We start from the raw sequence: 24,410 nt of genomic DNA, 5'->3' as shown, positions 1-24,410 counted from the left end.
GTTATAGCCCCTTAAACGATGCCATTAAGTCATCATATAAGCCGAAAAACTGTGCTTTTTTCACCAGTTCCGAGCGCTGCATGATACCGTTAGTGACGAAATCACCCTTCACTGCCTCGCCGTAATGCGCATCGTCATAGCGAAAGCGGTAGATTTCCTCCATCACCACGCTGTCGCCTTCAAGCCCGACAATCTCTGAAATGCTGGTAACTTTACGGGAACCGTCACGTAAACGGTTAACCTGTACCACCATTTGAACCGCACTGACTATGGTTCTCCTAATAGCATCCAAAGGCTGATTTAAGTTCGCCATCATGACCATGGATTCAACACGAGCAATAGCATCGCGTGGTGTGTTGGCGTGCAACGTTGACATCGAACCGTCGTGTCCCGTGTTCATCGCTTGTAGCATTTCAAACGCTTCCGAGCCACGACACTCACCGAGAATAATACGATCTGGTCTCATACGAAGTGCGTTGATCACCAAGTCGCGTTGCGTGACGGCTCCGGTTTGCTCAATACTCGAAGTTCTTGTTTCCAATCGAACTAAGTTAGGCTGTTGAAGGCGCAGTTCAGCGGCATCTTCTATGGTTATAATGCGTTCATCTTCGGCAATGTACTGAGACAAGGCATTGAGTAAGGTAGTTTTGCCTGAGCCCGTACCACCAGAAATCAACACATTGATTCGACAACGAGAAGCAATCATCAACACCCGCGCCATGTCTAAAGACATAGAGCCAAAGCCAATCAAATCCTCAAAACCAATGTTCTGCTCGCGGAATTTACGTATTGAAATAGACGTGCCGTCTAGTGCAATCGGAGGAATAACAATGTTTACACGACTGCCATCTTCTAGCCTGGCATCGACCGTAGGAGAAAGTTCATCAACGCGACGCCCGACACGCGATGCAATACGCTTTGCAATTGCCAACACCTGCTCTTCGTTGACAAACGTCACCTCAGACTTTTGCACTTTGCCGTGTCTTTCAAAAAAGATGTTATTAGGACCGTTCACCATAATGTCGGTAATCGACTGATCCTCTACCAAAGGTTGCAAAGGACCTAGGCCAAACAACTCATCCATTAAGCTCTTTACTAAGCCTGACTTCATCATGGATGTGATAGGTCTTTGATAGCTATTAGCAAGAAGATCCACAGCACTTTGTATCTGAGACTCTAGGTCTCGACGACTCATTTTCTGAACCGCTTCTGCGTCCAAGGCTTCAAAAATCTGACCACGAAATGCGAGATATAAGTCTTTGTTAGAACTCATTTAGCGCGCACCTTCTTTAACCAAGAGCCCATGCTTTTAGTATCCACTGGCTGACCATTAATTAGTTTCACCAGTTGTTCTATAGAACGACTGATGTGGCGGTCGTGTTTGTGTCCACGTTTGCCGTCAATAATGATGTGAGACAATGACTTACAGTAGGCCACTTCCAAGTCGATATCCGCTCCTAAATATTTCTTAAGATCTGGCCTTTGCAACACATATGCATTTTCAGGTCGATGATAGTTCACCACCGTAATAACGCGCGTACGCGAAGATAGCGTGAGTTGTAAGTTAGCGACTTTCTCAAACAGTCGCTTTGCACTACGGACCGATGATACCGAGGCGTCTAGTACCAATACGACGACGTCAAAGTTTTCAACAAGCAACTGAGGTTCCACTTTAAAATCGACGCTTCCGGAGAAGTCTTCGATAATAAAGTTGGTATTTCGTGCTAGTAACTCACAAAGCGTCTGGTTGTAGGTGAGAATATCGTTTTGATTCATATCACCATCAATGGCCAACAAGCGCAGGTTTTTTCTAGCACTAAACAGATAACTTAGCGCCCCCTCTTCATCCATCTCATGCAAAGGTGCGGTAAACTCGTCAATCGCTCGAGGCTTAAAATCCTTGAGAGCGAGCAAAACATCTATATTGGTACCGGAGTATTGGTGGTCCACAAGGATGGTGTCGGTCCCATGAGTAGAAAGTAGAGAACTCAGTTCTGTCGCCAAAAATGATGCGCCTACACCACCTTTGGAGCCGACTACAGCCACGCGCTTAGCTTTTCGCTTTTGGCTAACCCCAGAAAAGGTTTTGAGGTTCTTGCTCACGTGAGTTAAAAAATCAGCAAATTCTTGCTTGTTCACTGGCCAAAAAACGTAGTAAAAGCCCATGTCTTTAAGTGAACGTAAAGTAGAGATAGCATCTTCTTTACCAATAACTATCACACCTTTATGAGTAGGCAGCTTGCTAGCAAACGCTCTAGCATCTTCGACGACATTATTCGATTCATTAAGCTCAAGAATAACGATGTGGCTACTTTGCTGCTCAGTTAATTTCGTCAGTCCCGCCGTGGTTTTCACACATGCTGGATCATTCCAGCCTTCAAATCGGAACACTTCCTGTACAAGACTCAAACACTCCTGTGATTGATAAAACAATGTACAACCCGCGACCCCTGTTGGTGTTTTCGGAACCGGCTTTGCCTTTGTGGTTAGTGCTTTAGTAAGGTCAAACATTTTATTCTCCTACCAATCGAGACTTGTAGGACACTTGCTTCAAACGCATTGACTCAACAAAACAGTCAGGCTGTCCAATCTGGTGTTGTATCTGCGCGGGTGCGCATTGTTGCGTTTTCAGTCGAGTTAACGTGACTTGAATATTGAGATCATTACGCATGGTGTGAACGTGTTTGAACTCCAATCGTTGCGGTGCGACTTTGTGAGACGGATACTGGTCAAAGATCTTCTCTAACATCTTTTTGCTGCGAGTGTTCTTATAGTCGATAACGTAAGTCGCCTCTTTATCGGTCGACTCAATGTCCTTTACCAATGCGCTAATTTGCTTAGCCGTTTCATCATAATTCTTAATTGCAAAGTCGAAGCTATGATGTTCTTGATAGGTAATAGCCTCTGCACCATTCCCACCAAAGTAGCGTTCGGAAGCACAGCCTAATAAAGTTGAAACAAGGAAAACAATTATGATTAGCTTCTTCATTGAATGAATCCTCCTTGCGATAACAGACGAATAGTGGCATCTGAGGACGCTACAGGTTTTCCATCTGAGTCAACATTTAGCCAACGCGACAAGGTAGAGGTTTTCTTAATGTATGGCAGTTGGATATCCTTTGGTTTCATAGGCTCTACCAAGTTCACGGTAGCAACAATGATAAGTTCGGTTCGTTTTCGTTGAGTGGTTGCTTTTCGAAACGCAGCACCGAGTACAGGCACATCACCGATAAATGGAATTTTCTGCATTTTTTCTAGGTCACTACTACTCATCAGCCCACCTAAAATGAAGCTATCACCGTCCGCTAACTCAACCGTAGTCATAGCACGTCTGGACGCTAATTGAGGTACCTTGACACCGGCCGCTTCAACATAACTTTCCACTTCACTAACTTCTGGAGAAAGCTGCATACGAATTTTGTCTTGGCTGAGCACCTTTGCGGTTAGATCGAGCTTGATACCAAACTCTTTAAACGTAATGTTCACGTTGTTGCTTGTTGACACTATTACGGGAACTTCTCCACCGACGAGAAAACTCGCAGACTCTCCAGACAATACGGTTAGATTCGGTTCTGCTAGCACTTCTGCAATGCTGTCATTACCTAATGCAGTGATGAGCGTACTAAGATTTGCGGCATCAAATTGGTCAAAGACGAACTCTCCCACACTTGAGCCTACTGAGCTCCAGTCTACACCGACAGTTTTACCAAACGACTCCGTTACCTGAGCAACAGATATTTTGACGTTAACCTGTTGAGTTGTGGCGACCTCAATACGTTCAAGAATCCCTTCCCAAGTCATATTGCGGGCAAAGACCATACTTTCTGGCTCTTTACGTTCCATATGTTCAGATTTAATTTCCAACTTTTCCGTTTTATCCCACTTCTTGATTTTTTCACGTCCAAGAAGCGTTGCCACTAGGCGGTAGATATCGTCTCGAGTTTGCTCCGAGTCCACAACACCACTCACCGCAACCTGCTCACCTACCGACTGAACCTTGACCTTCGCGTCGGGAAAGTGGAACTTAAGCTGACGGCGTACCTCAGATAAATCGAGATCGACAATAATGCGGTCTGAAAGCAGAACATCATTGTTTGTCCCGTAGACAATAAGCCTTGATTGCCCGACACCATTAGCAAACACCACAAGCGTGTTGTCATTGATAATTTTGTAGTCTGCGATGGCAGGATTACTTATAAAAACCTTACCAATAGGCATATTCAATTGAATATGCTGGCCATCGTTAAGAGTAATTGAGCGATCCGCTGCGTAAGCGTGTTTCACCCAAAGTAAGCCTATAAGCAAGGATGTAATGTAAATCCACAGTGCTTGCTTGAGTCGGTGTTGCATGATCATTACAAGGCCTCTCTCGGATTCGTTTCGTTACCACGTAACTCTTCAATCCCTGTATAGTTGTCAATAATGTTACGTACTTCAGCGTATTCCGGCTGCTTATAGGTTTGGCTTCGATAGATTTCGATATGCATGGTTCGTTGCGCTAGCGCAAGCTTTGCTAAATCGTCAGGCTTTACTTCGATCACCACGGTAGTAAGCCCATTTTCCTTGGTGGGAGACCTAGCGGTAACAGAGCTGTTATCACCTTTGTCATCACCCACGTTAAGTACTTTGACATGTTTGAGAAACATTGAGGCTTTCACTCCTCTGAAGCGTTTTGGCTTATCAACACTTCCAGCTAAGTTATCGTTAGGCGAACTCACGGTTAGAACATCAATGAACGAACCAGGGCGAATGTAATCATTGATAAGGTTTTTATCACTTACTTCGAGTGGATATAACGTCATTCCCTCAGTAACCAGCAAGTCGATATAACCCGATTGTCCTGGGGAAACTTGATATTCGGGCAGAACGATCGCCCCCGGTGTAAGACTTCGGTTTAATAGCACAGATGGTGAAAAACTAATTTTTGCGTCCTCTCGAACACCAAGGCTTAGTGCCTCACTTAAAGGTAGTTGCTTTTTAACCACCCCTTGAGCAGTGATTGCATGACCCTTTTCGTATGATTTTGTGGTCATCCAAACAGCAACATGCTCTTCATCTTTGTTTTCCGTCACTTCAGTGACAGTAGTCGGTTGAGGTTTACTTTTGAATAAGTCGACAACGCCTAACGCCCCTACTACCAACGCTACAAGAGCGACAAGTAATACCAGTCGAGATCTCATAATTTTCTCACTCTTCGAGATTTAAATATGCAGCGCACTTTGTGTAAAAATGACTAAATAAAATCCGACACTAATTGCTATCCCATAAGGGATACCTTCTTGGCTATGATATGGGTTGCTTAATAATTTTTGGCTTAACCAGTAGATTACCGCAATAATCCCCCCAACAAAGCCCGTAATAACATATGCCCAAGGTAGAAGATTAAGCGGAATCGTCAGTGACAAAATAGCAGCGTATTTAATATCACCTGCACCAATCCATATAAGAGCATAAATTAACAGCCCCATACTTAACACCAACAAAAAGGTCGTTATATGAATATCCGTCGGTGACAAAAAACACTGCACTAGGAGCAATACGATCAATATGGAGTTATGTATTGTTCTGTAACGAAAATCAGTAATAGTGATTACTAAACACATTATTGCCAATACCAATAAATACATTGTATTACTCGAGCTACTATTCTTTTTTATTTAGTGAGTTTTACATCAACCGATACACCCTAGATATACTTAATAACTCGCGCCAGACCAATGAAAATCATAGGTCTGGCGTAGATATCTAGAGATATTGTCTACAATAACCCACATAAGGTTAATGTAAGTATTTACGATTACTGAGTAGATGTTTCGATCGTGTCACCAATCTTAGTAAAGGCTTGTTTTAGTTCATTGATAAAACCGTCAGAGCCCGAAGTGCTTAGCGCAACGCTCAACGCAACAGCCATAGCTACACCAATAAGTCCATACTCAATTGCAGTTACACCGCGTTGGTCATTTTTAAATTGTGATAAAAACAAGCTTGTTTTTACATATAGTTTGGTAATCATTTTAACTTCCTTTAAGGTCGATTTACAAAAGCTTGCTCATTCTAATTAATACTTACATTCAACGAAAAATACCCCCTATCGATACAGTCGATAGGCTTAACAAACAATGTTCAAAATGAGAAATCAAACAACAACACAAAAATCATACAAACACTTATATAACATATACTTAAGAAGAAATGTTATACTTTTATTACACATTTAAGTACAGATAACATATTTCATACTGTGAGATATAGATCATTAATAGAGCCATTACTTTATTGTTGGCTATAATTATTCTTAGCACAAAAAGAGATAGATGCGATGATAATTTATGCAATATAGGAATATATCCACCCAGAAGTTAATATTATTAATTACTAATGCTTTATAAAACGAGTTGAAATACTAGTATCATCACGCTATTGTGTTGCAAATATACAATTTACATAATTATAATCTGCTTGCTTTATAAAGGTTGGTTGAATCATGAAACTACAATTCGAAAATATTGTTTCGTTCGTAGCTGTAGTTGACGAAGGTTCATTTAGCTCCGCTGCTCGTAAGCTTGGTAAATCCCAATCTACTGTTAGCACTGCTGTTCAGAATCTAGAGTCAGACTTAGGCTTCAATTTATTTAATAGACAACACTCTAAAGTCTGGTTAACTGAAAAAGGGAAACGCCTGTTCCATTTATCGACACCGGTTGTGTCGAAGTATCGTGAGTTGATCACAACTGCGAAGCAAATGAATATATCAGAGCAAATTGTCTACCGTGTGGGTATTGATCCTTTAGTGTTCAATAAAGAAGTGAAGAAAACACTGTTGGACTTCTCTGAAGCATTTCCCAACGTCGATTTGGTCGTTGTTACTAAACCAAGTTTCGTTTTAGGGAACTACATTAATGAGGGGAAAATAGATCTTGCGTTAGGGAACCCTTATCACAAGACTGATAATGACTTTAACATAGACGAACTATTTCACGTTAACTGTTGGTGGGTCGCTCATGAAGACTTAAAATCCGTTAAAAGTCATCCCTCCCAACGAGTGCTGTTAATGGATGGCATTGAGGAGTTACTCAATCTCTCAAATATAGCCTCATACAACCTATGGAGGCTAGATGACTTAGGAACTATTATCGATCTGTGCAAGGCTCAACGTGGCATTGCATTTTTGCCTGAGTTCCTTATCGACAAAAACATGAAAGACAGCAAACTAAAAGTAATTACCGACCACCCCGATTTCTTTGGCAAAAAAGTCGTTGCCTCCCTTTTCTGGCCGGTACATTCTGACTTCAGTTTGTTTAATCAATGGATCAAAGGAAAACTTCAAACTAGTGTAAGTAGAAAACAATCATTCATTGCAGATTTAGCCCAATAGGTCCTGCGCTCAGTATACATCACACTCAAGTCAGCAGCGTAGCGTGCCCAGAGTGAGATAATTACGCTTTGTTCCCTCAAGCCTTAGAATCAGGCAAAGATAGAGCTTTAGGCATAAAAAAGCCGTCACCTAGCGATGACGGCAATATCTAGCAGTGGATGTCGGATTTACACAACAGCTGGGTAGGTTTTGTATTTCACGCCCATCATCTGTTCCATGCAATGTACAACTTGGCAACTGTAGCCAAATTCATTGTCGTACCAGATGTACAATACGCAGCGATTATCTTGTGCGATTGTCGCTTGGCCATCTACGATACCTGGATGACGAGCACCAACTAAATCGGTCGAAACAATCTCTGTTGAATCGGTATAGTCTATTTGTGCCGATAGAGATGAGGTGAGAGAGATTTCACGCAAGTACGCATTAAGCTCATCTTTTGAGGTTTCTTTTTCAAGATTTAAGTTCGCCACCGCCATCGAGACATTTGGTGTAGGGACACGAATAGCGTTACCACTTAGTTTGCCTGCCAGCTCCGGAAGCGCTTTAGCAACGGCTTTTGCTGCACCCGTTGATGTTAAAACCATATTCAAAGAAGCAGAACGTCCGCGACGGTCACCTTTATGATAGTTATCAATAAGGTTTTGATCATTCGTGTATGAGTGAACCGTCTCAATGTGGCCTGAAATAATGCCATACTTATCATTGACCGCTTTTAAAGTCGGAGTAATCGCGTTGGTCGTACAGCTCGCTGCCGATACAATAGTATCGTCCTCCAGAATCGACTCATGGTTCACACCAAATACGATATTTTTAATGTCACCCTTACCCGGAGCAGTCAGTAACACTTTATTTGCGCCATTGCACGCTACGTGCTGACCTAAACCTTCAGCATCACGCCAAACGCCAGTATTATCAACAACCAGTGCATTGTTGATTCCGTATTCGGTATAGTCCACGTCAGCAGGGCTGTTGGCATAGATAATTTGAATATAATTACCGTTAACAATCAGCGCTTTATTCTCTTCATCAACTACTATGCTGCCATTGAACTGGCCATGCACGGAGTCACGACGCAAAAGGCTAGCACGTTTTTGTAAGTCACCTTCACGACCTCCACGAACTACAATCGCTCTAAGAGTCAGTGGGTAACCTGGGCCACTTTTCTCGACCAAGATACGAGTTAGTAGACGACCAATACGACCAAAGCCATATAAGACAACATCACGAGACTCAAGTGCCCCATTGCTTTCTATACTCTCAACTAGCGCTGTCATTAAGAAATCATCGATGTTTTGTTCATTATCGTTATTCGCCCAATACTGTTGAGCTAGTTGGCCGATATCGATGCAGCATGGAGACAGGTTTAATTGAGACAGTTTTTCGATGAGAGGAGCAGTTTGAACAATGTTGATGGCTTGAGGAGAATAGTGTCGTGATACGCGATGAGTTTTAATAATGTCGATGGTCGTTGCATTGACGAGAGTTTTGCCGAACAACAGTATTTCAACGCCCTTCTCTCTGTACAGTCGACCTAAGATAGGTAGCATGGACTCAGCGAGTGTTTGGTTTAGTTGCCACTGATTCTGGTGAATTTCAGTTTGCGAGATGTTGCTATTACTCATAGTAACTGGGGGACCTCTATAAGTTAAAGGCTCGTTACTCTTGAATGTAGGGTACAAGAAATAAGGAGCTGTTTGGGGGATGTAATTGTGTTGTTATTTTTTATGCGCGGAAGTGTAACAAACAGAGACTTAATCTGCTAGGAAAAATAATTGACAGAATATATAAGGAAAAGTGTGACTTAAGTAGAATTAATGCAGGATATGATACCAACCTTAGTCGTAAAAGAACCTGACTTAGGTCGAGCTTATTTTTCGCATTCAATCAAGAAAAGGAATGGCTAACTCAACACCATTCCTCTCATTAACGCGTCACTAGGGAATATGGTGGCTAGTTGGACTCAAACTCTTCGTGATCTTGCTTTTTAATCACTTTGTGACCATCTTCTGCCACCCCTCGCTTCCAATAGCTACTGATATAGATGTCTTGTCTTGGAATTTCTTTTTCGTTGCGGAAATAACGGCGAAGTGCTCTCATTTCATCAAACTCACAAGCACACCAAACGAAAGGTGAACCTGTTAACCAATCTAAGTCCTCTGATGTTTTAGACAGAGAGTCAGTGGTCCAAATCAGTCTGATGCCCTCTGGGACCTCCAATATTTGTTCATCCGCACTGTCTTCTATTTGAATCACAGCATATCCTTTTGCCTCGCTTGGGAGCATTTTTAGCTTAACCGCCAACGCTGGTAAAGAAGTCATGTCAGCATTGAAGAAAAACCAGTCTTTACTAGTATCAACATCTTGAAGAGTTCCTGGCCCCATGATGGATATCATATCGCCCTCTTTCGCAGAACTTGCCCAGCGTGCACCAAATCCACACAACTTGTCTTCAGTAATATGAGTGACGAAATCGACATCCATTTCACCTGACTCGACATTAAGGCTTCTTATGGTATAGGTACGTAACTTGGGGCGATTATCTTCCGAAAGCCCGGTGATATCTGTACCACCATATTCATTAAACAAGAACTTAATATAGCCACCAACACTATCCGATGGAAAGGCCTTCAGTTCTTCTGAATAAAAAGAAATACGTAGCATGTTAGGAGAAAGTGGATGCACTTTAGTGACTTTGAGAGTCTTAGGACGTGGCTTTTTCATGATTTTCTCTTAATGATTATTGTTTTCATTTAAGTCTATCATAACAATTCCAATTGTTACGCTCTATTTTCGTTGCTTTACACTTTACGATCTTTAACTAATAAGTTTCATAAGCTCGAACACCTCCCAAATTTCGCGGATAACATCATTTCATATGGAATGCCATAAAACACTGCTCATTATTTGACCAGCTTCAAATTTACTCCTATGTTTGATAAACCGCTCACGGCAAAGGAGGTAAAACATGAAGAAAATGAGCAAGGCATATCGCATGCAAATCATCAAGGAAGTAGCTGAGAAAAAACGCCGCGACCAGTTCGATGATCCTATGGCGGTCTACATCAACCATCTATTAGATGAAAGGCCACAAGCGGATAATGTCGTTGAATATAAACAAGAATTCAGTGGAAATTACTTTGATGAGAGCATAGGGGGATGGATCAGTAAAACTTGGCAGAGCAAATAACATATTCGCTTCACTCAACCACATGATTAATCTAATCTGAAAACTTGGGACTGAGCAGAAAAGCTCACTATGAGGCGCCATAATCTAGCGGCGCCCCCAGAACTTATTTCTTACATCACTAGCCTTTTCTAACCGCTATTACCTCGATCTCTACTTTTGCATCCATAGGAAGACGCGCGACTTCTACACAAGATCTTGCGGGGAAAGGAGCATTGTGAGCGTTAAAGAACGCTTCATAAGCTGCATTGACTAAAGCAAAATCGTTGAGGTCTTTGACAAACACTGTCGTTTTTACAATATTACTTGCTTCCAAGCCAGCTTCCTTGACGATCGCTAATGCATTGGTTAATGACTGAGTTGCCTGCTCTGCCACATCTTCAACCATTGCCTTAGTTTCGGGGTCAATTGGCAACTGCCCTGAAGTAATAACCATATCACCAAATGTAACGCCTTGAACATAAGGGCCAATAGCAGCTGGTGCGTTATTTGTAGCTATTGCAGTCATAGTTGTCTCCTCTTGTTTTTATCTGGTTAAGCTAGCTCGTCTTTTGCAAGCACAAGCTAGCTGCGAATAGTTGTTTAAGGTTTAGCCAACAAATGTCGGCAACAGACCCATCATAGAAAGGATGTGGAACACCGCAGTCAGGACACCAAAAGTAATCACTAGAGTAATCATCACCTGACCACCAGGTGCTTTAAATCCATCAGCGCCTGCATGCACTTCGCGTGTTTTCTTCGCCAATAATGCCGGGATGATACATGCCCATACCGTTGCCGCAGCACCCGCGTAGCCAATAGCGATCACGAAACCAAATGGGAATAGTAGAGACATAACAAGTGGCGGTAGGAAGGTAACGAGCCATGTTTTGGTGCGACCTTGTTTTGTATCTTCGAACTTAAAGAAGTCTGCAAGGAAATCAAAAACACCCAGACCAACACCAATAAATGAAGACAAAATTGCTGCCATTGAGAAAGTATTGATTGCGTTCGCGACTTTATCTGACTCAATTACTGAGCCAAGAGCTTTTAGCAATGCATCTACATTACCACCCTGCTCGATAACTGGGCCGAAGTTTGCTCTAGGAAGATTGCCGAAAATACTAAATAGCCATAGGAAATAAAGACTAAGTGCGATAACAGTACCGCCTAGAATGGCGTATTTGGCTTTTGTCTCTTCACCGTAATAAGCGCGCATTGAAGACACTGAGTGATGGTATCCAAATGAGGTCAGTGCTACAGGCAACATTGCCATGGCGTATGGCGCATAAGCATTCTCTTCACTAATGGTATCGAAAAGTACCGCCATATTTACTTTCACAGCCAAGCCCGATACACCAAACACAAAGCTTAGAATCATGAAAGCAATTAGCACAACCGAAATTCGGTCTACCGCACGGGTTGAATGCCAAACAAACGCAGAAAAAATCAAGACAAAAAGAACGGATGCGATTTTAACATTAAGACCGAGTACATCCTGTAATATGAGTCCTGAAGAAGTGATGTAGGCGTAGAGTAAAATACCACCCACGAAATACACTGTAATGTTGTTAATAAGATTAATCTTATCGCCTAATAAGTCCTTTGTAACTGTGTCAAAAGACACTTTTAATTCGTAGTGTTTGAATGCTTCCAATAGCATCCAACCAGAAATTGTCATGACCACCATAGTTATTGCGATGGCCAACATCGACCAAATAGTCCAGGCGCCAGCACCTGCACTTGGTAGTCCCAACATACCAGCGCCTACACAGACACTCGCTATAATACAGGCACCACCTATCAGAGACGGATTCTTTTTCATCATTCTGTTCTCATCAAATTCACGTTATTAGATTAGGGAGACTCCCCCTACTTCTCTGCTTTTATTTTTTGTATTGCTAGAGAAAAAGAGCGCAGCCAAATGACTGCGCTCTGAAGTGGTTATGCTTCTTCGAGCACTTTCGCTTCTGCTGGATTAACTACGGGTTCAACTTCTTTTAATCGAGCAGTAAAGTGACGTAAAACTTCAGGCTCATAAGTGAAATCCAATCCTTTCACTTTATGCGCGTTCTCTTTCACTTTCTCAAATGCTTCAATAACGTAATCCATATGCGTTTGAGTATAAGTAGCACGTGGAATTGTTAAGCGAAGCAATTCAGCTGGACATGGATGCTGTTTGCCAGTTGCAGGATCACGACCTAGAAGTAGTGAACCGATTTCCACTGCACGAATGCCAGCTACTTTATAAAGCTCACAAGCAAGAGCGTGTGCAGGGAATTGGTCTGCTGGAATATGAGGTAGCAATTTACCTGCATCAACGAACGCAGCATGACCACCCGCTTGCTGACAGACGACGCCTATCGCTTCTAGGCCATCGACTAGGTATTGGATTTGATTAATGCGGTACTCTAACCAGTCTTGACGCATACCGTCGTACAGACCTACTGCTAGACGCTCCATTGCGCCACCTTCTAGGCCACCGTATGTAGGGAAACCTTCTTGAACCACACATAGAGTACGACAGTCAGTATATACATCCATGAAAGATTCATCTTTGAAGCACAATAAGCCGCCCATTTGAACCATTGCGTCTTTCTTCGCAGACATTGCTAGGCCATCAGCATACTTGTAAGACTCACGAGTGATCTCTTCGATAGTCCAATCTTTATATCCAGGTTCACGCTGCTGGACAAAGTATGCATTTTCAGCATAGCGAGCAGAGTCCATAATTACCGGAATATCGTATTTTTGTGCGATTTCATATACCGCTTTTAAGTTCGCGATAGAGACTGGTTGACCACCCGCAGAGTTACACGTGATTGTACTTACGATGTAAGGTACGTTAGCTGGGCCAGCTTCAATGATAGCTTCTTCTAGCTTCTCTAAGTCAAAGTTACCTTTAAAGTCTGCATTTACTGCTGTATCAAACGCGTCTTTTGTATAAACGTTCTTAGCTACGCAGCAGTTCACTTGAGTGTGACCTTGTGTAGTATCAAAGAAGTAGTTAGACAGTGCTACCATCTTTGAACGGTCCAAACCTTTCTCTTTTTCACGCTTTTTAATTAGTACTGGGATGTAGATCTGTTCAGCACCACGACCTTGGTGAGTCGGAATGGTCAGTTCATAACCAAAGATGTCTTTTACTGCGTTAGCTAAAGCGTAATAGCTGCGGCTACCACTGTATGCTTCATCACCGCGTAGCATTGCTGCTTGCATATCTTGAGTAATTGAACCTGTACCACTGTCTGTTAGTAGATCAATAAATACATCTTCACTATCTAGTAGGAATGGGTTCATACCCGCTTTAATAATTGCTTCTTCACGGTACTCACGCGTAGTACGTTTTACTGGCTCAACAACGCGAATACGGAACGGTTCTGGTAGATGTTTGAAGTTTTCCATTTTAATTTACCTAATATATTCATTTCTTATCTAATATTTAATTAACCAACAGCAAGACAAGAAATATAATTAAAGAGAACCCTATCCAGAATATATATCCAGATACGATTTAGTTTTGTTTCTATATTTAATCTATGAACATACTTAAACCATTACGACAATAATGCACGTTCTTGCATATTGATTCATTAGGGATAGCTGCACATAGGCTATGCGCACTGGACAGTGCGAGAGACAGGGTTATCTCGAAGGGAAGAAGAAAGCGATTTTGTAATCTAGAGTAATCCAGATACTTGTGATGTTGAACTTTTCCATTTGTTTACCTACTTGAGATGTTCAATACCTTGCTGAGTGAGGTATATTCCAAAGTAACTAAGTTAATTATCTATAATTAACCGTATATGTCATCACTATAGAATATAATTTGAGAAGTCGCTAACAAAAAAGTTGATTATGCAGGATATACGGCTGTTTAATAAAGTTTATTTTTGACGACGATCAACACAGCGTACTAGTTAATAAAAACACTTCGAGCCATTAATAAAAATAAATCTATAAATATCACTATTTTTGAGTCATAAATTCGATAACTCGTACCATCATAGGTTCAAAGTAAGGATTCCAACTCAATCTCGCGCTGATGGTATCTTCATTAAACAATCCCCAAGCTGAGTAAGACAAAGTTGGCATCTTAGCGCAGTCGACCATATAGACCTCTCCTTCTTGAGAGCCACCGCATTGTCTCATCCACCCTCTACGTCCATACAAGATATTATCGTCGCGATACAAGACAGAAATGTGTGAACCACTCTGTATGTTGGAATCTGGCAATTTCATACTAAATTGCACGAAGCGCGGATCTGAGTAGTTCTGTTCACCGAACCAAATAAGTGAACTATTCTCGTTACTAAATCGTGTTTTAAAGAGGTCGTAGATAACCTTGGAATTTATCAACTCATCCGTTTCGGTCACTAACAGCAGCGCTGGCAATTCAAAAGGTTTTTCCTTTAGCGCGTCTTGAACATCAATTGCAGTTTGGTAATACAACGCTGCCCCATTCATTGCCAATGAATCATAACGGGTAAAGTTCTGCTCTTGCTCGATACTTACCCAGTCGACAAAATGACGCGCAAAACTCGCCATTGAAACGAGTGGGTCTTTTGGCGCAAACGCTGGCGAAAATAGCACAAGCCCTTGAATTGCTTTAGGATGAGCTAAAGCGTATTCAGTCACCAAATTGGTGCCTGTTGAAAAACCGCCTAACCATATTTTGTCGACATCATCACGCAGCAAGTTTACTTGATGTTCCACCGCCAAACGCCAGTCTTCATTGGTTGGATTCATGAGATCAGCCGGTCGAGAACCGTGACCCGGTAACAGCATGACATGAACTAAATAACCATGTTTTGCTAAGTAAGGTGCAATGTCGACAAAGGAGTAAGGCGAGTCTCCCAGTCCATGGACCAGTAATATACCTTCCCCATTAGGATTATCAGGTAGCAACCTGTAAGGGCTAACAACATCCATTTCGACTTGGTAACCGGCTCCATGAAATACTCTAGTCTCATCAAGCCAAGCTCTAGTCTCATCGACATATTCTTCAAAACTAGATTGTGTATAAGGAGCAATAGAGCCCGAACTGGTATACATTTCGGGCTCTTGTTGGATAATCTGATTACTACAACCAACCGTGACGAGTGCAATGATGAAAACGAAAAAACCTGTTACTTTACTCTTTTGCACTATACCGTCCTTGTTGTTGGCAGCAATACGAACTTAGCTGCTCGTAGATTGATGATCTCTGAAGTAGCTTTCTGCATCCATAACTTTACCGTCTGGGAGCGCACATTTGCTCGAATCTTGCATATAGACGCCACCTGTCGATTCACAATATCTCGCCGCCTCGTTTGGCATTTCCTTATGATTTTCTCGATAATAATCCCAAGCATCAACAGCCTCACCCGACTTTAACGTACATTGACCAGTTTGAAGGTCATAAGAACCATGCTCTTCACAATATACTGCGGCAGGATTAGCCATCCCGATAGGTTGCTCTTTGTTAGCCTGGTCGCTGTTTGAGCATCCAGCTAATGCCAGCGTAGATACCGCAATAAGACCAGCAAGGTATTTTAAGCTATTCTTTTTCATATCATTTCCTCTTACTTACCTTAGATAAAGTTAGATGAATCTAATCAAACTTCAACCTTTTCCGCATATTGTGTGGGTAATCTAAGTTCTAGTATCTTCAAAGAATATTTGAAACTGCATCAAATTCCACAGTGTTTTTACTTGCGGCTGGTTTCGCTATCCTCGGGCTAACACCCGTTAAGTAGAGACACGTTTATGAACATTGCTGACAACGCTAAAAACCGCTATTCAACCAAAGTATTCGACCCATCTTTTAAGCTATCTTCCCAGCAGGTAGATGCGATTAAAACACTCCTCCGATTTAGTCCATCCAGTGTGAACTCTCAACCATGGCACTTTATCATTGCCAGTACTGACGAGGCCAAACAGCGTGTTGCGACTGCCACACAAGACCGCTACAGTTTCAATACTCCCAAAGTGCTTAACGCTTCTCATGTCATCGTATTCTGTACAAGAACAGAAATTGATGACAACTACTTACAGTTGTTGCTAGAAAATGAAGAGAAGGACGGCCGCTTTGCTACTCCAGATGCAAAACTAGGACAACAGAATGGCCGACACTACTTCGTTGATATGCATCGCTCCGATTTGAAAGATGCTCAGCATTGGATGGAGAAGCAAGTGTACCTTAATGTAGGTACGCTCCTACTTGGCGCTTCGACTCTGGGTATTGATGCCGTACCTATCGAAGGGTTTGACAGCACTGTTCTTGATAAAGAATTCAACTTGGCAGCACAAGGATACCGTAGTTCGGTTATCGTACCGCTCGGAAAACATAGTGAGCAGGACTTCAATGCAAAACTGCCTAAGTCGAGACACAGCTCAGACTACCTATTCAGTGAATGTTAACTATTTAAACGAGGTAAACAATAACTAGCCTTATATGATTAGGGCTAGTTATTTAAAATGTCACTAACCTTGTCAAACTGACTTTGACACTTCTCTTTCAAGAACTTTTGGAATGCTCGAATAATTGGTCTTAACTGCCTCTTATCAGCACATACCATATAAAGCGGCACTGACTCACCTTGCCAGTCAGGCAGAACTTTTCTCAGCTTCCCCTCAATAATGTCCTGACTAGCGTCGATTAACGACTTATTGACGATTCCTCTGCCTTTTAACCCTAAACGCCTCACGACATCACCATCATTAGCTGATATCGCTCCTTTGGTCTCTACAACAACTTGTTGAGAATCGTAGGATAATGGCCAGTGGTTATGTACTGAGCCCGCCACCATAAAGCTGATGCAGTTATGTTGATTCAAATCGTTTGGGTGTAGCACTGGAGAGTGATGACGAATGTAGTCTGGGCTAGCACAAAGCACTCGAACATTCTGCGGACATAACGGTATTGCCACCATATTGGAATCTGGAAGTTCCCCATATCGAATAGCAACATCAATTGGTTTGCTATACATATCCACCAACTGATCAGATAACTCAAGACGAACCGTGACGTTTTCATGTAAGTCAGTGAACTCATTAATCCAATCAAGCAGTAAGTTTCGCCCAAAGTCAGACGGTGCAGACACATAAATGTTACCTGTTAGCGCGCCACGAGCATTTGCGATCTCCTCGACACCTTCATTCAAAGTTGCAAGAGCACAATTAACTTTGGCTAGGAATAGTTCTCCCTCTCCAGTTAAGCTCAATCTTCGTGTTGTTCGAACAAACAGCGGGAAGCCAACTTGCTCTTCTAAACGCTTTATTGATGCACTAACGGCAGCAGGCGTCATATCCATTTGATTCGCTACTTTAGAAAAACTACCTTGTTTGGCCGTTTCGGCAAACAAAGTCAGTTCGTTCAGTGCTTTCATGTTACTTTCACCATATTCACTACAATCTTTTCCATCATATACAAAAAATACCTCGACTCATAAAAGAAGAGGTATTTTTAACTAACATGCTGATTGTTTAATCAAAGTTGATGGCAAGCTTACCGATCATAGCGCCACTTTCCATCAATCGGTGCCCTTGCTTTAATGACTCTGCATTGAAGCCATTGATCTCTTTGGTCAAGGTTGATTGAATTCGTCCAGAGTCAATAAGATTAGCGACTTGTTTTAAGATATCACCTTGTTTGTACATATCCTGTGTTTTGTATATTGAGCGTGTGAACATAAGCTCCCAAACAAAACCGACTGACTTACCTTGAAGCTTACTAAGATCAATACCGCTATCAAACTCAACGATTGAACCGATCATACCTTGAGGTGCAATGAGTTCTGCCATCGCATCCCAATGACCAACCGTGTCAGCGACATTGAAAATATAATCTACCGTCTCAAACCCTAAGTCATGAACAGATTCGACCAAGTTTCCATGATTGGCCACATAGTCTGCGCCCATCTCTTTTACCCAAGCTTCGGTCTCTGGGCGTGATGCTGTCGCAATAACCGTTAGGTTAGTGAGCTGTTTTGCAATTTGAGTAGTAATAGAGCCGACACCACCAGCACCACCGATAATTAATAGCGTTTTACGCTCTGACGGGTCTACACGAAGACGATCAAACAGAGCCTCCCATCCCGTTAATGCAGTCAACGGGACTACAGCCGCTTCTGCGTCAGTGAGTCCTTTTGGAGCTCTCGCGACAATTCTAGAATCAACAGCATGATATTGTGCATTGGTGCCTGGGCGAGTGACATCACCAGCATAGTACACTCGATCGCCCTCAGTGAAGCTGGTAACCTTACTGCCCACTGATACCACTTCTCCCACAGCATCAAAACCCAGAACACGTGGACTTTCTAATGTTTTATTCACTGCTGAACGAACACGTATTTTTGCATCTGCAGGGTTAACGGAAATGGCCGCAACTTTTACAAGTAGGTCAAATTCGCCGATTTCAGGCATAGCCATTTCAAACTCATACAAGCTGTTTTCATCATCGATAGTTTTTGATTCACTAAAACCGATTGCTTTAATCATTGTTGTCATAACGTGTTCCTCTATAGTGTCTAGCTGCAAGTGTTCTTGCTCAATGACTTAACTATAGGTTGAGAGAAGGAAGCTAAAAACCACCAAAGACTTGAAACACTTTCAAATAAAAACCGATGTATCTAACAAGCTCAAAACTCCAGATGATAAGTATTCTTATCTTTACTTAACTTTACACATATGCATCTAGAACAAAAAAAGAGCATAAGGAATAATTATCGCCATAAGCCCACAACAAAAATATGGACTAATATGCTCAACAACAAACTTAGTAAACCTACCATGGTGTTTCATTGGCTAACTGCTGTTTTCTTTATAGCGACGCTTGCCATAGGACTTTATCTCGGCGATATGGCCAATGGCCCAGACAAAAATGAGCTAAGGAATCTTCATAAATCACTCGGAGTACTTGTGATGTTTGCAGCTTCAATCAGGCTAGTTTGGCGCCTGAAAGAAGGCATGATCGGTTCCATCAAACAGCTACCTGCGTGGCAAGAGAAATCTGCCCACTTTGTTCACTGGTTTTTGCTTTTAGCTACAATAATGATGCCGCTATCTGGAATCACTATGAGTATCGGAGGAGGACGTTCGGTCGAGTTTTTTGGCATAAGTCTTATCTCAGCAGGAGAGAAAATCGAATGGCTACAACAAATTAGCTCTACCATTCACTTCTCATCGGTGAACATTGTAATCGCTATACTTGTATTGCACGTTCTGGCAGCCCTAAAACACCAACTCGTTGATAAAGATGGCACACTCTCACGTATGTTAGGCAGAAGCTAAAAACATAATTTCAAATGATGAAAGCACCACTTTTTGGTCTTTCATCATTTGATGTCATTAGAAGACGGGGCGTAATTATTCGATTGTGAGAAGGTAACGGGGAGTATGTTACTTGTTTCTCTTTCCAATTCCTTGAAAATTCATGAGTAAATTATTAATAGAGGTTCTCACTCATGAATGGCATTCGACTGTGGCATTTCGCACAAGCTTCTCTTGGTATTGTCCAATGGGTTGGTATTGCGATTCTTCTCAACCCAATCATCATTGAAAGAACATCTAGTGGCGCACTACTAGGCCAAGTCATGGCACTCATTGGAGGTGCCGGTTTATTAGCACCGTTGATTGGTGGGATGGCCGATCGTTATTGTTGTCATCGTCTACTACAACGAATGGCCTTGTTTATTCATTTTATTGCTCTGTTAATTCTTTACTTCGCTGAGACAACCGCAGCGATCTACTGGACAGTAGGTATTCTGATAGGCATTGGTAGTGTCGCATTGTTAGTACTGAATCCGACCTTTGTAATCGCGTCTAGCAAAAACCAAAATGATGAAGGCCGGGGTCTAGCCAGCTTATATCAATGTCAGTTCTTTGGTGTTGTTGTGACTGGTTTACTTATTTCTATTGCTGACTTCTACAATGTGCCAAGTGACGATCAGCTGCTTATACTTATGTCTTTGGTCATCATCGTGCTTTGTTTGGTTTCTGTTTGCCCTCCTCCATCCATTGAAACGGATAAATCCTACTTTGAGGGTGCTGAGAAGAAATTAGGTAATGAAACCACTTCACAACAAGGTGCAGCACCTTGGTTTCTCTTTTTGTTGGCAGTCTTCTTCTCAATGTTTCTCTCTTCTAACCTGATGGAACTTGGTCCTTTGCTAATCAAAGAAGTTTATCAAGTCAATATCGGCAACTCCGCACTTGGTATGGCTATCTCTGCCATTATCAGCATTTTTATGCTCGAATCGGCCGGAAGATGGATGCAAAGAAGCGGGCCATTTAAAGTTTGGTATGCCGCTCAAGTGATTTATTTAATAGTCGGCACTCTATTTTGGTTAACCGCTGGAAATGATGTTCAGGCTTTCGTGCCTATCGCACTGTTAGTGTTACTCATGCAAGCAATGTCTTGGAATGACATGATCATTCCATCCATCGCAGGTCGTTTGAGTCCCAATTCTCCAGCGTTAACTCAGGGTCTTTTGATGTTATGTATGGCAGGCGGTTTTGGTGTCGGCGCAATGCTTGCTGGCTTATCCATTGATAAATTCGGCTACGCATCAGTATTCACCTTGTCATTAATCGGGATTATCATTGCGCTCTTGTGTATAGGATTACTCACCCTGTCTACCCAGAAAAACCGACGTACCATTTCTGCCTCTTAAAGCCCCTTTCCGCTACACTCCCAAAGCACAGTAACTCGATACTGTGCTTTGATATTGCTCACATTCTTCCTTAACTGCCTATACTGTTTAGTATCTAGTGCTAATCTTAGAATATTATCAAAGGCTTAGTTCAAGGAAGACAGAATGGCCGATCTATACTTGGCATCGACCAGTGAGTTCACTGCCAAAGATTATAAGAACAATGAGTACCTAGTAACTCATGCGACAATTCAAGAGCGGTTCTTTGAACCTTTTGAGATCAATCTACAACTGGTCGCAAAAGGGCTCTCTGCCTCTGATCAACTCGGTCAGACAATGACGCTTAATCGCTATACTTTTGAGTCAGGCTCACAAAGCCTAGTGCGTAGCTTTCATGGCTACATCGCAAAGATCGTTTGCACGGGTTTCGATGAAACTCAGCAATATGCGTTTTACAACATCACTTTACGGCCTTGGCTATGGTTACTTAACTTTTCTAAGAAAAGCCGTGTTTTCCAAAACCAATCAACCAAAGATATCGTTTCTTCTGTGTTTAGTGATGCCGGTTTCTCAAGCCTATTTACAGCCAAATCTCTACCAAGTACCAAACGTGAGTACTGCATACAGTTCAATGAAACGGATTATGACTTTGTCTGTCGGTTGCTTGCTCAAGAAGGAATTCAATTTCACTTTGAACACACATCAAGCAGCCATAAACTGATCTTACAAGACGCGGAGAAACCATACAGCAAAGCGGATATCAATAAGTTCGATATGGCTAACCTACCCTCTGGTAGCAACCCACTCATTCAATCTTGGCATTCTGACCTTCAGTTTCACGGAACGAGTTTGGAGCTCACTGATTACGACTACAGTCAATCTAAGTTGCTCTCCAGTAAAGCAAGTAAATCGAGCAATAAAATCGCCAATAACACTAAACTAGCCGCAACACATTTTTCTAACGATAGCGTTTCTGGAGACATGACCGATCTGTCCACTCTGGTCAAACGTCGTGTGGAAGCGATAGAAAGCCAGTACAGTACAATACAGGCATCCAGTGATGTAGACGCATTTTATGTGGGGCAATACTTTTCACTAGCCAGTCACACAGACAATACACAGTTGGGTGAATACTTAGTAGTCTCGCAAACCGTTCAATATGATGGCCAGTCAAGCGGTCAATCGAATTGCCAAACTCAAATCACTGTAGTGCCCAATTCCACTCCCTATTTGCCAACCGTCATTGACAAACCTTCAATTCAAGGCGTTCACAACGCCGTAGTTGCAGGAAAAACAAGTGGTGATATTAGTCAGGATGACCAAGGGAGAGTAAAAATCCGATTTTTGTGGGACAACGAAACGAGCGGCGATGATACCAGTTGCTATGTTCGCGTTGCTCAACTAATGGCGGGGAAAGGTTACGGGACACAGTTTATCCCACGAGTTGGCCAAGAAGTGCTTGTCACTTTCATTAATGGCGACGCGGATAAGCCAATTATTACTGGCTCGGTATACAATAGTCAGAATGCTCCTCCATATAAGACAGCAAACTCTACTCAAACTGGTATTAAAACCATGCTTAAAGGTCAGAGTAATGAGTGGTACTTCGATGATAAAAAAGATAACGAACTGTTTTATCAACATGCCGCTAAGGACTTTACCTTAGAAGTAGAAAACAACGTCACCACGACCATCAAAGGTGAAGTCGCCTATAAAGCGACCAAAGCTATTACCTATACCGCTGAGGATGCGATGACGATGAGCGTTGCTAAAGCGTTTAGCGGCAAAGCCAAGACCGTCAGCATTGAGGGCGAAGACTCTCTAGAGCTAAAAGTAGGCTCAAGCAAAATCACCATCAGCTCTTCCTCTATCAAGATTGAATCTAGTGCAATCGAAATTAAAGCCTCTAACGCACTAAAACTTCAGGGCATGACGTTGGATGCCAAAGGCTCAACGTCTGCCAAATTATCCGCTGCGTCTGTAACGGTAGACGCCTCAGGAAGTGGAACTATAAAAGGGGCGAGCTTGACATTAGACGCCCAGACGACTTTAACCGCTCAAGGAAAGCTCTCAGCCGATCTCAAGTCAAACCTGAAAGCATCCATTAACGGTGCTGTCATGTCTGAAGTCAAAGGCGCTATAGTGAAGGTAAATTAATGATGACTCAACAACTTCAGTATCGAAAGATACCCTACGTAAACCCTGAGCAAATCACGCCATTGTTTAGTGCTTCAGAGGATCTCACTGAGATACTAGCTCAGTCACAGAGCATTGAAGATTTTATAGCGACATTGCAAGAGAAAGAGCTCTATTTCGATCTGGTTCAATTTCTTGCACACGCTTTACCGGTAAGGGAAGCCATCCTTTGGGCTTACTTATGCCTTGAGATTCGGATGCCGGACTGGAACAAAACACAACAGACTTGCCTTGCAAGCTGCAAACAATGGGTATTTGAACCAAGTGAAGAGGGAAGGCGGCGCTGCGAACTCTATGCAACTCGATTAGAGTTAAAGTGCGCACCATCATGGTTAGCACAAGCTGTATTTTGGAACGGTGCTGGTAGTATTGTGTCACCTGAACTCCCCAGTGTACTCCCCGACCCCAAGCTATACGCCAAAGCCTGCGCTGGGGCCATTAACACCGCCGCTGCGATACCTGAATGGGACAAGCATGCCGACTATTATCAACAATCCATCGCAGTCGCTCTCAATATAGCTCATGGAGGCTTAGGAAAGTTATGACTTTGCCAGCAGCTCGTTCAACAGACATGCATGTCTGCCCAATGCAAACACCTGCAGTGCCCCCTATTCCGCACGTAGGAGGGCCTATTATTGGGCCAGGAGTACCAACCGTTTTAATCGGGAACATGCCTGCGTCAGTCATGGGAGACATGTGCACATGCGTAGGGCCACCGGACAGCATAATTAAGGGCAGTGCGACAGTGCTTATTTGCAATCGGCCAGCAGCGAGATTAGGTGACACAACAGCACACGGAGGTACCATTGTTGCGGGAATGCCCACAGTCCTAATAGGGGGATAAACCCCTAATTTTATTATAGTTAATTAGCGTTCGCGTGTGACGTCGTTCCAATATTCCTACCGAAAAATAAAAAAATGACGAAATTTCACAAATTTCCGAGACTTTCTGAAAAACGCTTCTAATATTAAAGCAATGTAATCATGTTGTTAAGCTATTGACACTTTAAAAAGTAAATGGTTTTGTTAATTGCTTTGA

General features: G+C 42.4%; 25 protein-coding genes. 8 read left to right on the top strand and 17 right to left on the bottom strand.

Going from position 1 to position 24,410, the window contains the following annotated elements; translation table 11 throughout:
• Window position 1: 1 nt before the first annotated feature.
• The 7 genes from L2W36_RS08840 to L2W36_RS08810 all read right to left on the bottom strand — a co-directional run bounded on the left by L2W36_RS08840 (window position 2) and on the right by L2W36_RS08810 (window position 6,013).
• Complete coding sequence (locus L2W36_RS08840; RefSeq protein WP_006070730.1) at window positions 2-1,273, bottom strand: CpaF family protein; 1,272 nt, start codon at window positions 1,271-1,273, stop codon at window positions 2-4.
• Complete coding sequence (locus L2W36_RS08835; protein ID WP_006070731.1) at window positions 1,270-2,511, bottom strand: AAA family ATPase; 1,242 nt, start codon at window positions 2,509-2,511, stop codon at window positions 1,270-1,272. The genes L2W36_RS08840 and L2W36_RS08835 overlap by 4 nt, the downstream gene beginning before the upstream one ends.
• A gap of 1 nt (window position 2,512) precedes the next feature.
• A complete protein-coding gene (locus L2W36_RS08830) occupies window positions 2,513-2,989 on the bottom strand; it encodes a hypothetical protein (RefSeq protein ID WP_236109836.1) in 477 nt (158 codons plus the stop codon).
• Window positions 2,986-4,356 (bottom strand): type II and III secretion system protein family protein, encoded by a 1,371-nt coding sequence (locus L2W36_RS08825; RefSeq protein ID WP_236109835.1) that lies wholly within the window; start codon window positions 4,354-4,356, stop codon window positions 2,986-2,988. Before L2W36_RS08825 ends, L2W36_RS08830 begins: the two co-directional genes overlap by 4 nt.
• Window positions 4,356-5,180 (bottom strand): Flp pilus assembly protein CpaB, encoded by an 825-nt coding sequence (cpaB, locus tag L2W36_RS08820; protein WP_236109834.1) that lies wholly within the window; start codon window positions 5,178-5,180, stop codon window positions 4,356-4,358. Before cpaB ends, L2W36_RS08825 begins: the two co-directional genes overlap by 1 nt.
• A gap of 21 nt (window positions 5,181-5,201) precedes the next feature.
• Window positions 5,202-5,627 carry an A24 family peptidase gene (locus L2W36_RS08815; protein ID WP_236109833.1) on the bottom strand — a complete coding sequence of 142 codons (426 nt, stop codon included), beginning with the start codon at window positions 5,625-5,627 and terminating at the stop codon, window positions 5,202-5,204.
• Between the two features lie 170 nt (window positions 5,628-5,797).
• Window positions 5,798-6,013: a Flp family type IVb pilin gene (locus L2W36_RS08810; protein ID WP_088877449.1), complete on the bottom strand. Its 216-nt coding sequence runs from the start codon at window positions 6,011-6,013 to the stop codon at window positions 5,798-5,800.
• Between the two features lie 471 nt (window positions 6,014-6,484).
• Here L2W36_RS08810 and L2W36_RS08805 point away from each other — a divergent pair, with 471 nt between their 5' ends.
• On the top strand, window positions 6,485-7,375 hold the full coding sequence (locus tag L2W36_RS08805; RefSeq protein ID WP_006070738.1) for a LysR family transcriptional regulator: 891 nt from the start codon (window positions 6,485-6,487) through the stop codon (window positions 7,373-7,375).
• 167 nt (window positions 7,376-7,542) lie between these two features.
• On the opposite strand, the gene L2W36_RS08800 is transcribed toward L2W36_RS08805, so the two are convergent.
• Window positions 7,543-9,000, bottom strand: coding sequence for a glyceraldehyde-3-phosphate dehydrogenase (locus L2W36_RS08800; protein ID WP_006070739.1), 1,458 nt, complete (start codon window positions 8,998-9,000; stop codon window positions 7,543-7,545).
• A gap of 328 nt (window positions 9,001-9,328) precedes the next feature.
• Window positions 9,329-10,102 (bottom strand): siderophore-interacting protein, encoded by a 774-nt coding sequence (locus L2W36_RS08795; protein WP_206379139.1) that lies wholly within the window; start codon window positions 10,100-10,102, stop codon window positions 9,329-9,331.
• A 241-nt stretch (window positions 10,103-10,343) separates the two neighbouring features.
• On the opposite strand from L2W36_RS08795, the gene L2W36_RS08790 reads away from it, so the two are divergent.
• Complete coding sequence (locus tag L2W36_RS08790) at window positions 10,344-10,565, top strand: hypothetical protein (protein ID WP_006070741.1); 222 nt, start codon at window positions 10,344-10,346, stop codon at window positions 10,563-10,565.
• 118 nt (window positions 10,566-10,683) lie between these two features.
• Here L2W36_RS08790 and L2W36_RS08785 read toward each other — a convergent pair whose 3' ends face one another.
• The 6 genes from L2W36_RS08785 to L2W36_RS08765 form a co-directional block, all read right to left on the bottom strand.
• Complete coding sequence (locus L2W36_RS08785; protein ID WP_031494818.1) at window positions 10,684-11,070, bottom strand: RidA family protein; 387 nt, start codon at window positions 11,068-11,070, stop codon at window positions 10,684-10,686.
• Between the two features lie 81 nt (window positions 11,071-11,151).
• Window positions 11,152-12,366: an aromatic amino acid transporter gene (locus L2W36_RS08780; RefSeq protein ID WP_236109883.1), complete on the bottom strand. Its 1,215-nt coding sequence runs from the start codon at window positions 12,364-12,366 to the stop codon at window positions 11,152-11,154.
• 119 nt (window positions 12,367-12,485) lie between these two features.
• Window positions 12,486-13,946, bottom strand: a complete 1,461-nt coding sequence (gene tnaA, locus L2W36_RS08775; RefSeq protein ID WP_006070744.1) for a tryptophanase — start codon at window positions 13,944-13,946, stop codon at window positions 12,486-12,488.
• A gap of 240 nt (window positions 13,947-14,186) precedes the next feature.
• The gene (gene tnaC, locus L2W36_RS27485; RefSeq protein ID WP_081411542.1) at window positions 14,187-14,261 is read right to left on the bottom strand and encodes a tryptophanase leader peptide; all 75 of its coding nucleotides are present in this window, start codon (window positions 14,259-14,261) and stop codon (window positions 14,187-14,189) included.
• A gap of 249 nt (window positions 14,262-14,510) precedes the next feature.
• Window positions 14,511-15,689 (bottom strand): alpha/beta fold hydrolase, encoded by a 1,179-nt coding sequence (locus L2W36_RS08770; protein WP_236109832.1) that lies wholly within the window; start codon window positions 15,687-15,689, stop codon window positions 14,511-14,513.
• A gap of 33 nt (window positions 15,690-15,722) precedes the next feature.
• Window positions 15,723-16,094 carry a DUF333 domain-containing protein gene (locus L2W36_RS08765; protein ID WP_236109831.1) on the bottom strand — a complete coding sequence of 124 codons (372 nt, stop codon included), beginning with the start codon at window positions 16,092-16,094 and terminating at the stop codon, window positions 15,723-15,725.
• A 195-nt stretch (window positions 16,095-16,289) separates the two neighbouring features.
• On the opposite strand from L2W36_RS08765, the gene nfsB reads away from it, so the two are divergent.
• Complete coding sequence (gene nfsB, locus L2W36_RS08760; protein WP_236109830.1) at window positions 16,290-16,943, top strand: oxygen-insensitive NAD(P)H nitroreductase; 654 nt, start codon at window positions 16,290-16,292, stop codon at window positions 16,941-16,943.
• Window positions 16,944-16,987: 44 nt separating this feature from the next.
• Here nfsB and L2W36_RS08755 read toward each other — a convergent pair whose 3' ends face one another.
• Window positions 16,988-17,911 (bottom strand): LysR family transcriptional regulator, encoded by a 924-nt coding sequence (locus L2W36_RS08755; RefSeq protein WP_236109829.1) that lies wholly within the window; start codon window positions 17,909-17,911, stop codon window positions 16,988-16,990.
• 97 nt (window positions 17,912-18,008) lie between these two features.
• Window positions 18,009-19,031, bottom strand: coding sequence for a zinc-binding alcohol dehydrogenase family protein (locus L2W36_RS08750; RefSeq protein ID WP_236109828.1), 1,023 nt, complete (start codon window positions 19,029-19,031; stop codon window positions 18,009-18,011).
• Between the two features lie 252 nt (window positions 19,032-19,283).
• Between L2W36_RS08750 and L2W36_RS08745 the strand changes: the two genes are divergently transcribed.
• From L2W36_RS08745 to L2W36_RS08725, 5 genes are all read left to right on the top strand, one after another.
• A complete protein-coding gene (locus L2W36_RS08745; protein ID WP_006070750.1) occupies window positions 19,284-19,814 on the top strand; it encodes a cytochrome b in 531 nt (176 codons plus the stop codon).
• A gap of 173 nt (window positions 19,815-19,987) precedes the next feature.
• Entirely contained in the window at window positions 19,988-21,196 is a 1,209-nt protein-coding gene (locus L2W36_RS08740) for an MFS transporter (RefSeq protein ID WP_006070751.1), read from the top strand.
• A gap of 144 nt (window positions 21,197-21,340) precedes the next feature.
• Window positions 21,341-23,332, top strand: a complete 1,992-nt coding sequence (locus tag L2W36_RS08735; RefSeq protein ID WP_236109827.1) for a type VI secretion system Vgr family protein — start codon at window positions 21,341-21,343, stop codon at window positions 23,330-23,332.
• Window positions 23,332-23,916 carry a DUF6931 family protein gene (locus L2W36_RS08730; protein WP_006070753.1) on the top strand — a complete coding sequence of 195 codons (585 nt, stop codon included), beginning with the start codon at window positions 23,332-23,334 and terminating at the stop codon, window positions 23,914-23,916. Before L2W36_RS08735 ends, L2W36_RS08730 begins: the two co-directional genes overlap by 1 nt.
• The gene (locus L2W36_RS08725) at window positions 23,913-24,215 is read left to right on the top strand and encodes a PAAR domain-containing protein (protein WP_038230304.1); all 303 of its coding nucleotides are present in this window, start codon (window positions 23,913-23,915) and stop codon (window positions 24,213-24,215) included. The genes L2W36_RS08730 and L2W36_RS08725 overlap by 4 nt, the downstream gene beginning before the upstream one ends.
• Window positions 24,216-24,410 lie beyond the last annotated feature (195 nt).

It is taken from the genome of Vibrio sp. McD22-P3, assembly GCF_021568915.1.
Classification (GTDB): Bacteria; Pseudomonadota; Gammaproteobacteria; order Enterobacterales; family Vibrionaceae; genus Vibrio; species Vibrio mediterranei.
Note: the sequence above shows the minus strand (reverse complement) of the source record. Positions and strands in the feature narration are given on the sequence as shown.